The following is a 15,081-nucleotide window of genomic DNA, read 5'->3' on the forward strand; positions in this document are numbered from 1 at the left end:
GCCGTGAGCCGCGAGGATGGCTGCGACGGGCGACAGCCCATTGCACGGCGCCGCGTCGTCATTCGCCATGATCCAACCGCGAGGGGGGCTCCGGTTTCCTGAGCGCGCGCCGTCGGGTGAAATGAATCGTCAGGGAGGCGAGGACATCCGCGGGAGATCGCCCCCGGCCCTCCGGGCTCCCCGCGAGCCTCTCGCCTGGCTGGAGCGATGCCTCGGCCCCGCCCTACCGCCCGGCAGTCCGGTCAAGGGCAGCAGGCATACATCGCCTTGAGCGAGCCCTTCTCGCACGGCGCGGTCGAAGCATCGAAGTGGCTCAGCGGCAGCCCCAGCGACGTGCAGATCGCGAGCGCCTCGTCCTTCAGCGCGTCCGGGTCCTCGCACGTCGCGCCGTCACCCACCACGCCTGTCGTATCGCAGCCGGGCGCGGCCGACGGCGGCGGCGGCCTGGGCTCCTCCGGTTGCCCCGCCCACGCCGGGCAACAGAGGTACTTCGCCTGAAGCACCTCCCCGTCGCACACCTCGTGGTCCGCCTTGTCGACCTGGAGATCGCGCAAGACCAGCCCGAGCTCCTCACATACAGGGATTGCCTGCTCGATCAGCGCGTTCTGGTCCTGGCACGTCACCCCGTCGCCGACGACGCCGCCCGTACAGTCGTCCGGACATGTCACCCCGTCGAACAGGAGGTCCGTCGAGCAGGCCTCCTCCTCGGGCGTCGCGCTCTCCTCCTCGGGCGTGCGCTCGGCCGCCTCGTCGCCAGCGCGTCCCGCCGCGCCCGGAACGCGCTCCTCGGGGCGGAGCACCGAGAAGATCGGCGGCTCGTGAACGCCGGACGACCCCATGTCGCCGGGATGGCGGCGGGAAGACGGATCGGGCCCGCGCCTCGGCTGCGCTGGCGGGCTTGTCGGGCCGGGCGGGCTCGCCGGAGCCACCCGCGGCGGGCCCATCCCGTCCGCCCGCGGCGGCTGCTCGACGGGCGGGCGTCGCGCCTCGGGCGGGCGCGCGCTGCGGCGCGGGGCGGGCGCGGGGGCCACCGGCGCGGGCGGCGGGGACACGCTGGGCCGCGCGGGACGCGGCTCGGCGGGAGCGCCGTCGGCGCGGGGCTCGCCGGCGATCGGCTCGGCCGGCGCGGCCAGCCTGCGGGCGGCCGCGCCCCAGCGCCCCACGGCGCGCCGGGCGCCGTCATCGACGACGAGCGCGAGCGCCGCAGCCGCGAGGAGGCCGGCCGCCAGCGGGCGACGGAGGCCCCGCAGCGCGGACGGCGCCGGGGCCTCCCCCGCGGCGCGGAGGCGCGCGCGGAGCCGCGCCTCGAGGTGCGGCCGCGGCGTCACGGAGGCGAGCTGCTCGTCGAGCGCCCGGAGCTGCGAGACGAGGTCGTCGCGATCAGACGTCGCCATGATCCACCTTCCATCCGGCGCCGCCGAGGTGCCGCGCCGCGCGCTGGATGAGCTTGCAGACGTAGCCCTTCGAGTGGCCGAGGACCCGCCCGATCTCCTCCTGCTCCTTGCCGTCGAGGTGGTACATCGAGAACGCGACCCGCTCCTTGATCGGCAGCGCGTTCAGCGCGTCGAACGCGCGGCGGAGGTCGTCGCGGGCGATGGCGAGCGCGTCCGGCGGCCGGGGCTCCTGCGGCTGCTCGCCGAGGAGCCATCGGACCGGGGCGAGCGAGAGGAAGCGCTCGCGCCGGAGGCGGTTGAAGCAGCGGTTGGTCGTGGCCCTGTACAGCCACCCCTCCAGGTCATCGAGATCGGTGAGGCTGGGCAGCGCCTTGAACAGGTCGAGAAAGACGTCCTGCGTGACGTCCTCGGCCCACGCCAGGTTGCCTTTGCCGTAGCGGAGCGCCAGCCGGTGCACGAGCCGGTGGTGTCGGCGGTAGATCGCCTCGACCGCATCGGCGTCGGCCGACCGCGAGGCAGCCGGCGCCGCGTTCGCCGGCCGCCCGGAGGCCGTGGCCGGCGGGGGCGCGTCGGACCGCTGCTCGCTCGAGAGCGGACGGAGCACCTCGGCGAGGTTCGAAGAGGCGAGATCGCGGCTGGGCAAGGACGGGTCCCTTGCTGCCATCACACACGAGCCGGCCGTCAGTTTCCTTGTCTGCCGATCGAACACGCGCGCCGCCCCGCGCGGGCCCGGGGCGCGCGTCGGGGGGCTCGGGTACCGCAGCAGCCCGGTGCCGCAGCACCCCGGATCAAGAAGCCGCCAGGACGCCAAGGACGCCCAGCCCGGGGAGAGGCTGAATTTTTCTGCCCCTGGCGTCCTTTGCGTCCTTGGCGTCTGCGGTTCGTCTCCTCGTCCGAGCGCCGCTCCCGGGCAACACCGCCGCCGGCTCTGCCTTCTTCTCGGCGGCTCCGCCGCGCAACGCATGACCCGTGGCCGGTCGCGAATCGCCACGAACGAGCGCCCCGCAAGCCGGGTCGAGCCCAGGTTCCAATTCACTCCACATCACCAGGGACATCGCCCCCATCACGCCAATCGCACCCATCACACCCATCACCCCAAAAAACCACTGCACACACGACGTCAGCCAACGCGTCTCTCATCGAAGCTCGCTCTTTCGCGTTGCGCAGAGACGCGCTCCGGGAAACGCTGAGAGGCTTCATATCGACGCTGTCCGGCGGCGCGCCGGGGCCGCCGCCGAGAGCGTCGCACCTCCTGGAGAATGCCATCCGGCGGAGCGCCGGAACGTCAACACGCTGCTCGATCCGCTCGGGATCGGCGATGGCGAGGGGCAGATCCTGCCGAAGGAAGGCGGCTCCACGATCCCGATCACGGCGTGGAGCGGATCGCACCCGGTGCTCGACGGGATCCAGGCCGTCGGCGTGGACAACGGCTACCCGCTTGTCGGCGAGGGCACCACGCTGGCGACCGGCGGCGGCCATGACGTGCTGAAGGCGCTGGAGTCCGGCGATGGCCGGGTGCTCGTCTGGGGCGACGAGTGGATCACGTACAACAGCGGGTGGGTCGAGCACCCCGAGTATCAGGTCGAGCGCTTCTGGCTGAACGCCATCAAGTGGATGACCCCGGCCAACGAGCGCCAGGTCGCCATCCCGCCGAACATCAACGGAGCGAGCGACGCGCGGCCAGGGTGAAGCCGAGCGTCTCGGTGGGGTCGGGCAGCGCGCGATCGAGCGCGCGCGCGCCCGCGGCCACCGCGATCATGGCCGGCGCGACGAGCGGCAGCGTCCAGACGCGCGCCCCGACCTCCGAGGAGGCCTCGTGGCCGAGCTTGCCCATCGCCTGCGCGACGCCGCCGATCCGCGCGACCCGCAGGGCCATGTAGCTGTTCACCTTGTGGCCGAGCAGGCTCCAGAGGCTGCCGTGCGGGTGGAGCTCCTCGACCGTCAGGCCGGCGCGGCCGCAGAGCGCGCGCAGGCCGTGAGGGGTGAAGCGGAAGTAATCGTGCGGCTCCTCGTGCAGCCGGAACGAGAACGGGGCGCTCAGGATGAGCAGGCCGCCCGGGCGGAGGACGCGCGCCATCTCGGCGACGAGCGCGTCCGGGCGGGGGGTGTGCTCGAGGACCTGCGCGCTCAGCACGGTGTCGAAGCTCGCGTCGGGGAACGGCAGCCGCTCGCCGTCATAGAGCATGTCCGCCTTGCCGCGCGCGCGCGCGGCGGTGGCGCCGAAGGTGGCCTCGTGCTCCACGCCGAGGTACTCGAGCACGTGCGGGCGGAAGAGGTGCTCGTACGGCTTGTCCCCGCAGCCGACGTCGAGCAGCCGCCCGCGCGCCCGCGGGGCGAGGCGAGCGAGCGAGTCGACGACGTGGGTGAGCTGGAGATCCACCCAGTCCGACGCGGCCCGCGCCGCGCGCCCGAGCGGCGGGCGCCGGAGCAGGGCCTGCAAGAGCTCGTTCATGGGCGCCTCTTACCACGGCGCCTCGCGCTCACGGCGACCGGCGGGGGACCGCCGCGGCGCTCCGCGGGCTCACGCTGCCCGGGCGCCCGCGGCCCGGCGCGGGTCGATCAAGCTCCGGTAGAGCGCCTCGTACCTCGAGACCATCCTGGCGTTGCAGAAGCGCTCGCGCGCGCGGCGCGCGCAGGCGGCGCGATCGAAGCGCGCGAGGGTCGTCGCGAGGGCGGTGAGGCGCGCGGCGTCGCCCGGCTCGGCCAGGAAGCCCGTGACGCCCTCGTCGACGATCTCGGGGAAGGAGCCGCGGCGGAAGCCGAGCACGGGGGTGCCGCAGAACATGGCCTCGATGGCGATGAGCCCGAACGGCTCCTCCCACTGGAGCGGGCAGAGCAGGGCGCGCGCCTTGCACAGGAGCGCGACCTTGCGGTCGTGATCCACCTCCCCGACGTCCGACGCCCCGGTCTCCCGGAGGCGCGGGACCACCTCCTGCAGATGATACGGCTGGTCGGTGGGGTGCGCGCGGCCGGCGAGCCGGATCGGCATGCCCGCGGCCCTCGCGATGTCGAGGGCGAGGTGCGTCCCCTTCTCCTCGGCGTAACGGCCGATGTGCGCGAGGTAGCCCTCGTCGACGAGGCTCAGCGGATAGCGCGCCGGCGTCACGCCGTGGTGGATGACGCACGAGCGCGGGAGCGGGATCTCCAGCGAGCGCTGCCGCTCGCTGATGGCCACATACGCGATCTCCGGGTGTCGCGCGTAGATGCGCGAGCTCTCTTCGCAGCGCTTGTGGTGCAGCGTATGCACGGCGGGCACGCGGACGAAGGGGGTGAACACGACGGCGAACGGGCTGTTCAGGTGGATGACGTCGAGCCTGTCCTCCCGCGCGATCTCCGAGAACGCCCAGGCGATGTGGTTCACCTCGTCCTCCGGCAGCGGGGGCCAGCGCGCGTCGGCGTAGAGCGCCCGGCGCCGGCAGGTGACCGCGGAGTCGCCCGTCGCGAAGAGCGTCACCTCGTGTCCGCGCGCCGACAGCCCCTCGGCGAGCTCATAACAGAACAGCTCGGTCCCTCCGTACCCGGAGGGCGGCACCCGGATGAACGGGGTGGAGATTATCCCGATCCGCATGGTTGTCGCTCCTGGGCCGCCGCGACGCGAGCGGGGCCTGTCCTCGACCCTGCTGGCGGCGGAGCGCATGCCCGCGATCGACGCATCAACGAGCATGCCAGCAGGGCGCGCCCCGCCGCGCGCCCGTCCGCCTCGCGGACGAAGCGCGCGGGGGCGGCGGCGCGCCGCGAGCGCAGCAGCAGAGCGGCTGCCCGCGGGCGCGATCCGGCGCGGCGGAGGCGGTGCGGCGCTTTCGTGATGCGCCCCGTCCGTCTAGGATGCCCGTCCGCTCCTCCCTGCGCGCGGCACCGCGCAGGAAGCGTCGAGGGCCCGAGCGCCCAGCCAATCCGCACACAGGTGGTCCATGACTTCGAGATCGAATCGATACGGTTCCGCGCTCGCTCTGAGCGTTTCGCTTGTGGCCACCTCGGGCTGCGAGCTGATCACGATGCCCGATCGCAGCCTGATCGGTGAGAACACAGGCGGGATCGGCGGACAGGGGGGCACTGGAGGACAGGGCGGCGACGGCGGCGCCGGTGGGGGCGACGGCGGCTCGGGCGGCAGCAGCGGCTCGGGCGGCAGCGGCGGCGCCGGCGGGGGCGACGGCGGCTCGGGCGGCAGCAGCGGCTCGGGCGGCAGCGGCGGCGCCGGTGGGGGCGACGGCGGCTCGGGCGGCAGCAGCGGCTCGGGCGGCAGCGGCGGCTCCGGTGGGGGCGACGGCGGCTCGGGCGGCAGCGGCGGCTCCGGTGGGGGCGACGGCGGCTCCGGTGGGGGCGACGGCGGCTCCGGTGGGGGCGACGGCGGCTCGGGCGGCAGCGGCGGCTCCGGTGGGGGCGACGGCGGCTCGGGCGGCAGCGGCGGCTCCGGCGGCGCAACCTGTACCAAGGACGTGGACTGCGACCAGCCCGCGAGCGAGTGCGCGGTCGCTGCGTGCGTCGACGGAGCGTGCGCCACCCGGCCCGTGGCCGCGGGGACCCCCGCGGAGATGCAGATGGCCGGCGACTGCGCAGAGCGCCTCTGCGACAGCGACGGCGTGGTCGTGGAGGTCGACGACGACGACGACGTGCCCAACGACCGCAGCCAGTGCACCGTCGATTCGTGCCGCGACGGCTCCCCGGTCCACGCGCCGGTCGCGGTGGGCACCTGGTGCTCCCTGGCCGACGGAGGGCTGTGCAACGCCGCCGGAGTCTGCGTGCAATGCCTGTCCCACTCGGACTGCCCGACCGAGGTCTGCATCGATAACGTCTGCCAGGTGCCCGCGTGCAACGACGGCATCCAGAACGGCGACGAGGGCGGCATCGACTGCGGCGGCTCGTCTTGCACGGCCTGCGGGCCCGCGGCGAGGGTCACCTCGGTCAACTACCCGGTCATCGCCGTCGGAGGCTCGCTCGTGCTCACCGGCACGAGGTTCACCGGGGCGACGACCGTGACCGTGGGCTACGTGCGGCAACAGTTCACGATCGACTCCGACACGCAGATCACGATCCCCGCGCTGTCGGACGCGACGGACATCGGCCGGGGGGACATCGTGGTGACCCGGCCGGGCGCACTGCGGACGCCGTTCGCGGTGACGGTGATCCGGCTGCAGATCAACGAGCTCGACGCGGACACGCCGACCGCGCCGGAGAACGACGACCGCGAGTTCATCGAGGTCAGCACGGGCGTGGCGGACGTGAGCCTCGCCGGCTACACGCTCGTGCTCTACAACGGCAACGCCTCGGGCGGCGACGCGTCGTACCGGGCGGTGGAGCTCGACGGGACGACGGACGGCGACGGCCTCCTGCTCGTCGGCAACCCCGCCGTGACCCCTGCGCCCACCGTGCTCCTCGACGCGACCCAGGCCGCCAACAACCTGGAGAACGGCGCGGACGCCGTCGCCCTGTACCAGGAGCTGCCCGCGGCCTTCCCCACGGGGACGCCGCTCACGGCCACGCGCCTCATCGACGCCGTGGTCTACGGCACGGGCGAGGCGGCCGACGAAGACCTCTTGAGCGCGCTGATCTCCAGCGATCCGGAGGCGCCCCAGCGCGTCCAGGTCGACGAGGGCGCGACGGGCGCGCTGTCGACGACGCAGTCGATCCAGCGCTGCGCCGACGGCCGCCGCGACGGCCGCCGCTTCCGGGCGGCGGCGCCCACCCCCGGCCTGCCCAACGACGTCTCCTGCCCCTGATCGCGGCGCCGGGCGCGGCCCGCCGGCCGCGCTGGCGCCCGGCGCTCGAGCCCGCCGCGCGGCGCGCGCGGCTGCCGCTCAGCGCTCGAGGTAGATCTCGAAATCCTCGATGAGCACGGCGAGCTCGTAGCGCTCCTCGATGAGCCCCGCGAGCGCGGGGAACCCGGCCAGCGTGTCGCGCGAGTCGAGCACGTCGCCGGTCACCGAGGGGAAGACGTCGCGGCGCTCGACGACGATCGCGGCCGGAGGGCTCGCGGCGAGATCGCGCATCAGCGCGTCGCGCGCCTCCTGCCGGGCCCACGCCGCGCGCTGCGGGACGTTGTAGAGGTAGCGCGTCGCCGGCGGGCGATCGGCGAGGTCGTAGATCACCGGCTCGAAGCCCCACACGAACACAGGCCGCCCCGGCGCGACGCGCTCGCGCAGCCACGCGGCGACAGCGCGGTTCGCCGCGGCGTTGACGTCCGCGACCGACGCGAGGCGATCGAGGCGGTCGAGGTCCCTCGCGCCCGCGGCGAGCAGCGCGAGGCGCTCGGCGCAGCGCTCGACGTAGTCGTCGGCCACGTCCTTCGTCGCCGAGCGGGCGAAGCCCGCCGCGACGATCACCGCGACGAGCGCCGCGAGCGCCCTGGCGCCGCGCCGGGCGCAGCGCTCCCACGCCTTCCAGAGGCCGAGCGCGGCGAGCATCGCCGTGAGCGGCCACGTCGCGCCGTAGTGGTAAGGGAAGAACTTCGCCTGCATCACCACGCCGACGAGGTGCATCGCGATAACGCCCGCGAGCAGCGCCACGCCCGCCCGCTCGCGGCGCTCCGGGTGCAGCGCGAGCAGGCAGCAGAGGCCGAGCGCGAGCGGGCCGGAGTACCGGACGAGCCACTCGCTGACGCCGTGCCACGCCATCTCGAGCACGCCCTCGTCGCGCCACCCGAGCGCTGTGTAGTGCGGCGTGAAGACGAAGAGGACCTCCCAGAGATCGCCGAGCGCCCCCTCCGCGGCGAACCACGCGACGCAGGCGAGCACAGGCAGCACGCCCCCCAGCGCGACGAGCAGCGCGGGCCGGAGCGCCGCCCACAGGAGCGCGGGCGCCGTGGCTGCGGCGCGCGCCGGCTCGCCCTCGATCGCGCGCGCGGCCTCCGCGCCCGCGCGCTGTCCCTCGCCGCCCGCCTCGTCGTGCCGCGCGCGGCGCGCCTGCACCGCGCGCGCCCCGCCGCGCAGCGCCCGGCGCGCGAGCTCCGCGAGGGCGGGCGCTGCCAGCGCGACGGCGAGCACGACGCCGCCGCCGGCGAGCGGCGGCTTGAGGAGGCCGGCGGCGCCGAAGAGCGCGCCCGACGCGACGAGCGCGGCGGCGCCTGGCGCGGGGCGCGGCGCGCCGGCGCGCCCGCGCGGCGTGGCCGCGAGCAGGGCGAAGACGGTGAGCATGCCGCCGAACGACTCGGGCTGCGCCGTGTGCCAGAAATCGAGCTGGGCGTGCACGAGCACGGCGAGCGCCGCGGCGACGATCCCGATCCGGCGGTCGCCGAACGCGCGCCCGGCGAGCGACGCCATCGCGAAGCACATGCCCACGAGGCCGACGACCTCGAGGACGCGGATGCCCCATTGCGCCGGGCCGAAGAGAGCGCGCGCGAGCGCGTAGATCAGGAAGATGCCGGGCGGCTTGAAGTCGAACGCGTCGCGGTAGGGCATGCCGCCGTCGAGCACCGCGCGCGCGACCATCGCGTAGATGCCCTGATCGCGGCCGTAGCCGTACGTCAGGATCTGCAGCAGCAGGAACGCGATGACGCCGGCCGAGATCGCGCCGATCGCCTGCGCGCCCGCGACGCGCGCCGGCCCGGCGGCGAGCGGCTCGCTCGAGGTGGCCCGGGGGCAAGGGGCCGCTGTCGCATCCGGCGCGACGTCACGCACCGGGGTCTTTTACCGGGTCGGGCGCGCCAGCGTCTACGTACGATTCCGGTCCTCCTGCGCCCGCTGTCCCGGCGGGGCTGGCCCGCCGTCGCCAGGGAGGCTCCCCTGGCGGGCCGGCGGAGATGGCGGCGGGTGGGCGCCCCGCGGGGGCGAGCCTCCGGTGGGCGCGCCGGGTCGCGCGGCGGCTCGACGTGGCGCACGCCGGGACGCCGCTCCGCCGACATGCTGACAAATGATGCAAAGGATGCGCACGGGACGAACATGTGTCGTTGCCCTCGAAGGGCGGGCGGCGTATACGACCGTGCCGCCGTTGCCCGGAGAAACGGGCGCTCCCGGCGGCGAGCGTTGGAGGAGCGAGAAGCGATGGTCGATGTTCGCATGCCGCAGCTCGGCGAGAGCGTGCTCGAGGGGACCGTCTCGAGGTGGCTCGTGCGCGAGGGCGATTTCGTCAAGCGCGAGCAGCCGCTGCTCGAGGTTGCGACCGACAAGGCAGACACGGAGATCCCGGCGCCGATCGCGGGTCGCGTCGCGCGGATCGCGGTGGCGGAGGGGACCGTCGTCGCCAAGGAAGGTCTGCTCTGCCAGATCGACGAGACGGCGCAGGGCGAGGCGCAGCCGGCGGCCCAGAGCCCGGCCGCCGCAGCGCCGGCCGAGGCGCGGCCCGCCGCGCCGGCGCCGGCGCCGGGCAGCAACGGGCACGAGGAGAGCGCCCGGCCGCTGTCCAGCCCGTCGACGAAGAAGCTGGCGCTCGAGGCGGGCGTCGACCTGCGCAACGTGCAGGGGACAGGCGACCGCGGCCGCATCACCCACGACGACGTGATGCGCGCGGCGCACGGCGAGCCGGCGCCGGCCGCGCAGCCGGCCGCGGCGCCGCAGCCCGCGGGCGGGGCGAGCCAGGCGGCCGAGCTGTCGCAGCTCATCCAGGCGAGCGGCGGGTTCGTGCCGCCGGTCCCCGGGGTCGGGTTCGGCGCGTACAAGGTGCCGCCCTACACCCCGAAGCCGGGCGACAAGGTGGTGCCCTTCAGCCGGCGCCGCCGCATCACCGCGGACCACATGGTCTATTCCAAGGTGACGTCGCCGCACGTGGTGACGGTCGCCGAGGTCGATCTGCACGAGACGTCGAAGCTGCGCGAGGCGCACAAGGACGAGTTCAAGAAGGCGGGCGCGTCGCTGACGTTCCTGTCCTTCATCTGCGCCGCGGCCGTCCGCGCGCTGCGCGAGCACCCGGAGTTCAACGCGCGGGTGCTCGAGAACTCGTACGTGGTGCTGCGCGACGTCAACCTCGGCGTGGCGGTGGACACGCCCGGCGGCCTCATCGTCCCGAGCATCAAGCACGCGGACGAGCTGTCGCTGCGCGGCATCGCGAGGAGCATCGACGAGCTGGCCGGGCGCGCGCGGTCGGGCAAGATCACGGCCGACGACCTCGCGAACACGACCTTCACTGTCTCGAACCCCGGCCTCAAGGGCAACCTGTTCGGCGGCGCGATCATCTCACAGCCGAACGTCGGCATCCTCAGGATGGGTGAGATCAAGAAGCGCGTCGTGGTGGTCACGAAGGACAAGGAGGACTCGATCGCGATCCATCCGGTCATGTTCCTCGCGCTGTCCTACGACCACCGCATCATCGACGGGGTGTTGGCGAACTCGTTCCTCTGGCGCGTCACCGACATCCTCACACGCGGGGAGTTCGAAGTATGAACGCGAAGAGCGACGTGCAGGGCCTGAGAGCGCTGAGCGAGGTCGATCCGGAGATCGCCGAGCTGATCCGGCTGGAAGAGCGGCGGGAGGCGGACACGTTCCGTCTCATCGCCAGCGAGAACTACGTGTCTCGGGCGGTGCTCGAGGCGACCGGCTCGGTGCTGACGAACAAGTACTCCGAGGGGTACCCGCACAAGCGGTATTACGAGGGTCAGCAGCAGGTCGACGTGATCGAGGAGCTCGCGCGCACGCGCGTGGCGAAGCTCTTCGGGGCCGAGCACGTGAACGTGCAGCCCTACTCCGGCAGCCCGGCCAACCTGGCCGTCTACCTCGCCTTCGCGCAGGCGAACGACACGATCATGGGCCTCGGGCTGCCCGCGGGCGGGCACCTGACCCACGGCTGGTCGGTGAGCATCACCGGGAAGTACTTCAAGAGCGTCCCCTACGGCGTTCGCGAGAGCGATCACCGCATCGACATGGACCAGGTCCGCGACCTGGCGCGCGCGCACCGGCCGAAGCTCATCTGGTGCGGGACGACGGCGTACCCGCGCATCATCGACTTCGCCGCGTTCCGCGCGATCGCCGACGAGGTGGGGGCGATCCTGGCGGCGGACATCGCGCACATCGCGGGGCTCGTGGCCGGCGGGGTGCACCCGTCGCCGGTGGGCATCGCGGACGTGGTGACGTCGACGACGCACAAGACGTTCCGGGGCCCGCGCGGCGCGATGATCCTCTGCAAGAAGGAGCACGCGAGCGCGATCGACAAGGCGGTGTTCCCGGGCCTCCAGGGCGGGCCGCACAACCACACGACGGCGGCCATCGCTGTCGCGGCGAAGGAGGCATCGGAGGACGGCTTCCAGACCTACGCGAAGCAGATCGTCGAGAACGCGAAGGCGCTCGGGCGCGCGCTGGAGTCGCGCGGCTTCCGGCTCATCACCGGCGGGACCGACAACCACCTGCTGAACATCGACATGACCCCGAAGGGGCTCGCCGGCAAGCCGTACGCGCAGGCGCTCGATCGCGCGGGCATCGTCGCCAACTACAACTCGATCCCGTTCGATCCGCGCAAGCCGTTCGACCCGTCGGGGATCCGCATCGGCACGCCGGCCGTGACGTCGCGCGGCATGGGCGTCGCCGAGATGGAGCGCCTGGCGGCGTGGATGGATGACGTGGCGCAGAACATCAGCGACGAGGCGCGCATCGCGCGCATCGCCGCCGAGGTCGCGGAGCTCTGCCGCGGCTTCCCTGCGCCAGGCATCCGGCTGTAGGGCTACGGCGAGCCGCGAGGCGCGCCGGACGAGGACGCCGAGGAGAGGTCTCTCCCGGCGTCCTCGGCGTTTCTACGGCGTCACTTCACGTAGAGCTGCGCGGCGGCCATGCCCGCGCCGGCGGTGGCCTTGACGATGTACTTGGCGTTGATGCCCACCGGCAGCGACCAGCGGAAGCAATTGCCCCGGCCGCCGAGCGCGGCGTTCGAGCCGGTCAGGGTGTCTCGCGCCAGCTCCGACGAGCCCATCGGGATCGGGGTCAGCGCGACGAGGCTGATGTCGAGCTCGGTGATCCCCGCGCCGACGCCGAGGATCGTGTAGCACTTGCCGGGCATGAGCTGGATCTGCTGCTCCAGCGTCTGTCCAGCGCTGAACTGGCCCGCGATCGGCCCCCCCTCCTTCGTCATGCCCTGCGCCTCTGTCGCGGCGAGGTTGTTGAGCGGGATGGTCGCGGCCGACGCGAAGTTCGGGTCGATCGGCGACGCGCTGCCTGTGCTCGTGCCGCTGCCGCTCGGGGCGGGCTGCTGGCCGCCTGTCGTCGTCTGGCCGGGGAGCGGGAACGGCCACGGGAAGCCGCCGGGCTGCGCCGAGGGCGCCGCGCCGGGCTGCTGCGGGGCAGGCTGCTGCGTCGTCGGCGCGGGCTGCTGCGGCTGCTGGTAGTCCGGCTGCTGCGGCTGCTGGTACCCGGGCGGCGGATACCCCTGCTGTGGCTGCTGGTACCCGGGCGGCGGATACCCCTGCTGGTACCCAGGCTGCTGGTAATAGCCGCCAGGGGGCGGGGCGTAGCCGGGCGGCGGCTGGTTCGCGTAGTTCGGCGGCGGGGAAGCCTCTCGCTGTTGACAACCAGCAGCGAGGGCTGCGGTGAGGACCATGGTTGACAGGACGCCAATCGTACGGAGCAAAAGAACCTCCTCCAATTTCCGGCAGAACGCCGCGTTCAATCTCACTGACGGGCGCGCGACGCAACGGGTCACTCGCGGGGAAGCTCCCCGGAGCAACGCCCCCGAAGCCCGATGAACGAGCCCCGACGGCCGTCCGCCGGATATCGCTTTGGACGGGTCACGCCCCCGCTTTCATCGCGCCCGCCCGGCAAATTGGTGCTGTTTCTGCCACGATTTCCCGGATCACGGCGGCCAGGCTCGGCTGGCTCGAGGAAAAAAGTGAGGTAGCCTACGGCATGACCGACCACGGCTCCCGTGCGAAGTTCGAACGTCCCGGAGAGTTTGCGCGGTGGTTCCTGGAACGGGAGATGCTGGCGAGCGCTGGCATGGGGCTCGCGGCCGACAGGGCGCGGCTGCACCTCGGGCGCGCTGTCGCTTTCCTGGACCAGGGGATGCTGCGCGAGTCGCTGACGGAGGCGAACTCGGCTGCGTACCTCGACCGGGCGATCCGGCCCGAGGCGCTCCTCGTCGCGCGCATGTGCGTCCTGCGCGAGCTCGTGGGCGGGGCCGGCGGCTGAGCGGCGCGCAGGTGCGACGCGCGGCGCCGCCCGCGCCGGCCCGCCTGCGCAGGGCGTCTCGCGCGCCTGCGCAGGGCGTCTCGCACATAGCCCTCGGCCCCTGTCGGGTGTATGAGCGCCCGCGGGCACAGCTTTCCGAGCCAGGAGCCGCGGCGTGCGGCAGGGCTGTGCGCGAGGAGGCCGCAGATGACGGTGACGGGTAGGTCGTTGGGTTCAGCAGTGCTCTTGGTGCTCTCGGCGGCAGCCCTCTCGGCGGCGGCGCTGAGCTGCGGCGGCGGCAGCAAGGAGTCGGAGTTCGCCGACGACCCGCCGGACGCGGGGGCACTGCCGCCTCCGCAGCCGACAGCGTCCGTCCCGCCCCCGGACGCCGGCTTGCCCCCGGTCGCGGTGCCCACGACGTCGCCCTGTGATGGAGTCCAGTCGCTCGCGATGACGACGATGTTCCAGGGCCGCGCCGCGGGCGAGGCGCCGAGGATGCAGCCGGAAGGGGCGCCTGTGTGCAACGTGGTGCCCGAGGGGCAGACGGCCTCGGGGCAGACCTTCATGCTCCAGCCGGGCAATTGCTACACGTTCCTGGCGCAGGCGCTGCCCACGGTCACCGAGGTCGATCTCCAGCTCGAGATCGACCTCAACGCGGGTGGACAGCCGGGGCTCGCGGCGTTCAACCTGAAACCGGTGCTCGCTGTCGACTCGGATACGGGGCCGACAGCGGCCATCGGGGCCAAGCAGAACTGCTACCAATGGCCCTTCCCGCTCCCGGCGACGGCCAAGCTGGTCGTCAAGGCGCGCACCGGGTCGGGGCCGGTGGCGGCGCAGGCCTACAGCCGCAAGAAGTAAGGCGACTGCTGAGGCCGGGAGGCCGGGGGACGGCGGCGGCGGGAGACAAGGTGGTTCCGGGCTGACCGGCCCCACGAACACCCTCTCCGGGGGGACTACCGTCCTTATAAGAGAGCTCTACCGGCAGCCCCGGGCCACGCCCGTACCGGCCGCCGAACCCCCGCTCCGGGGGCCTACCGTCCTTTGAGAGAGCTCTACCGGCAGCCCGGACCATGCCCGTACGGGCCGCCGAACGCCCCCTCCGGGGGTCGAGCGTCCGTCAAGGGAGTCCACCCTGTGTCGAGCGGCCTGGAGACCGAGAAGGGCGCCGGACGGCGCCGTGGAGGGCATGGAGCGAGAACGGCCACGTCGCCGTGACCGCCCTGCGCTCCGCGGGGAGAACCGCGAGCCTACAGGAGCGCGTCCTTGATGGCCTTGATGGGCCGCGCGCGGACGGACTTGCTCGCCGGCTTCGCAGCGAAGGTCATCGGCTGCTTGGTAAACGGGTTGATCCCCTGGCGCGCCTTCGTCGCAGGGCGCTTGACCACCCGGAACTTCGCAAAGCCGGGGAGCGTGAACACGCCCGACTTCTTCAGCTCACGATGACCGATCGAGATCAGGGACTCGAGAACGTTCTTCACCTGCTTGCGGCTCAGCTCATCACCGGCAGCTTCGGTGATGGCCTGGATCAGGCCGCTCTTGCTCAACGTCTTCTTCGGGCCGCCCCCGGCCGTCTTCTTGCTGGTCGCCATGGCACTCTCCTGGGACATGAGCTCGCGCGCGACACCTCGCCGCGCGCAGCCTCAGCGAACCTTACACACTGAACAGGACAA

At 73.2% G+C, this 15,081-nt stretch carries 13 protein-coding genes; 6 read left to right on the forward strand and 7 right to left on the reverse strand.

Going from position 1 to position 15,081, the window contains the following annotated elements; translation table 11 throughout:
- Positions 1-242: 242 nt before the first annotated feature.
- A complete protein-coding gene (locus WMF42_RS33275; protein WP_437686915.1) occupies positions 243-1,394 on the reverse strand; it encodes a hypothetical protein in 1,152 nt (383 codons plus the stop codon).
- Positions 1,381-2,037: an RNA polymerase sigma factor gene (locus WMF42_RS33280; protein ID WP_061613022.1), complete on the reverse strand. Its 657-nt coding sequence runs from the start codon at positions 2,035-2,037 to the stop codon at positions 1,381-1,383. The genes WMF42_RS33275 and WMF42_RS33280 overlap by 14 nt, the downstream gene beginning before the upstream one ends.
- 749 nt (positions 2,038-2,786) lie before the next feature.
- On the opposite strand from WMF42_RS33280, the gene WMF42_RS33285 reads away from it, so the two are divergent.
- A complete protein-coding gene (locus tag WMF42_RS33285) occupies positions 2,787-3,083 on the forward strand; it encodes a hypothetical protein (protein ID WP_437686917.1) in 297 nt (98 codons plus the stop codon).
- On the opposite strand, the gene WMF42_RS33290 is transcribed toward WMF42_RS33285, so the two are convergent.
- Both WMF42_RS33290 and WMF42_RS33295 read right to left on the reverse strand, forming a co-directional pair.
- Positions 3,052-3,846, reverse strand: a complete 795-nt coding sequence (locus WMF42_RS33290) for a class I SAM-dependent methyltransferase (protein ID WP_061613024.1) — start codon at positions 3,844-3,846, stop codon at positions 3,052-3,054. The two genes, WMF42_RS33285 and WMF42_RS33290, sit on opposite strands and share 32 nt — an antisense overlap.
- Before the next feature lie 69 nt (positions 3,847-3,915).
- Entirely contained in the window at positions 3,916-4,962 is a 1,047-nt protein-coding gene (locus WMF42_RS33295) for a glycosyltransferase family 4 protein (protein WP_061613025.1), read from the reverse strand.
- Positions 4,963-5,389: 427 nt separating this feature from the next.
- On the opposite strand from WMF42_RS33295, the gene WMF42_RS33300 reads away from it, so the two are divergent.
- Entirely contained in the window at positions 5,390-7,111 is a 1,722-nt protein-coding gene (locus tag WMF42_RS33300) for a hypothetical protein (RefSeq protein WP_437686919.1), read from the forward strand.
- 78 nt (positions 7,112-7,189) lie between these two features.
- On the opposite strand, the gene WMF42_RS33305 is transcribed toward WMF42_RS33300, so the two are convergent.
- Positions 7,190-9,007 carry a glycosyltransferase family 39 protein gene (locus WMF42_RS33305; RefSeq protein ID WP_437686921.1) on the reverse strand — a complete coding sequence of 606 codons (1,818 nt, stop codon included), beginning with the start codon at positions 9,005-9,007 and terminating at the stop codon, positions 7,190-7,192.
- A 363-nt stretch (positions 9,008-9,370) separates the two neighbouring features.
- On the opposite strand from WMF42_RS33305, the gene WMF42_RS33310 reads away from it, so the two are divergent.
- Positions 9,371-10,705 carry a dihydrolipoamide acetyltransferase family protein gene (locus tag WMF42_RS33310; RefSeq protein ID WP_437686923.1) on the forward strand — a complete coding sequence of 445 codons (1,335 nt, stop codon included), beginning with the start codon at positions 9,371-9,373 and terminating at the stop codon, positions 10,703-10,705.
- The gene (gene glyA, locus WMF42_RS33315; protein WP_437686925.1) at positions 10,702-11,973 is read left to right on the forward strand and encodes a serine hydroxymethyltransferase; all 1,272 of its coding nucleotides are present in this window, start codon (positions 10,702-10,704) and stop codon (positions 11,971-11,973) included. Before WMF42_RS33310 ends, glyA begins: the two co-directional genes overlap by 4 nt.
- Before the next feature lie 80 nt (positions 11,974-12,053).
- On the opposite strand, the gene WMF42_RS33320 is transcribed toward glyA, so the two are convergent.
- Entirely contained in the window at positions 12,054-12,875 is an 822-nt protein-coding gene (locus WMF42_RS33320; RefSeq protein ID WP_081426228.1) for a hypothetical protein, read from the reverse strand.
- A gap of 347 nt (positions 12,876-13,222) precedes the next feature.
- On the opposite strand from WMF42_RS33320, the gene WMF42_RS33325 reads away from it, so the two are divergent.
- Both WMF42_RS33325 and WMF42_RS33330 read left to right on the forward strand, forming a co-directional pair.
- Complete coding sequence (locus WMF42_RS33325) at positions 13,223-13,432, forward strand: hypothetical protein (RefSeq protein ID WP_233561170.1); 210 nt, start codon at positions 13,223-13,225, stop codon at positions 13,430-13,432.
- Positions 13,433-13,651: 219 nt separating this feature from the next.
- Positions 13,652-14,269 (forward strand): hypothetical protein, encoded by a 618-nt coding sequence (locus WMF42_RS33330; RefSeq protein ID WP_437686927.1) that lies wholly within the window; start codon positions 13,652-13,654, stop codon positions 14,267-14,269.
- A 389-nt stretch (positions 14,270-14,658) separates the two neighbouring features.
- Here WMF42_RS33330 and WMF42_RS33335 read toward each other — a convergent pair whose 3' ends face one another.
- Positions 14,659-15,000 (reverse strand): HU family DNA-binding protein, encoded by a 342-nt coding sequence (locus WMF42_RS33335; protein WP_061618793.1) that lies wholly within the window; start codon positions 14,998-15,000, stop codon positions 14,659-14,661.
- Between the last annotated feature and the right edge of the window lie 81 nt (positions 15,001-15,081).

Source organism: Sorangium sp. So ce176 (genome assembly GCF_051519835.1).
GTDB classification, from domain to species: domain Bacteria; phylum Myxococcota_A; class Polyangia; order Polyangiales; family Polyangiaceae; genus Sorangium; species Sorangium cellulosum_G.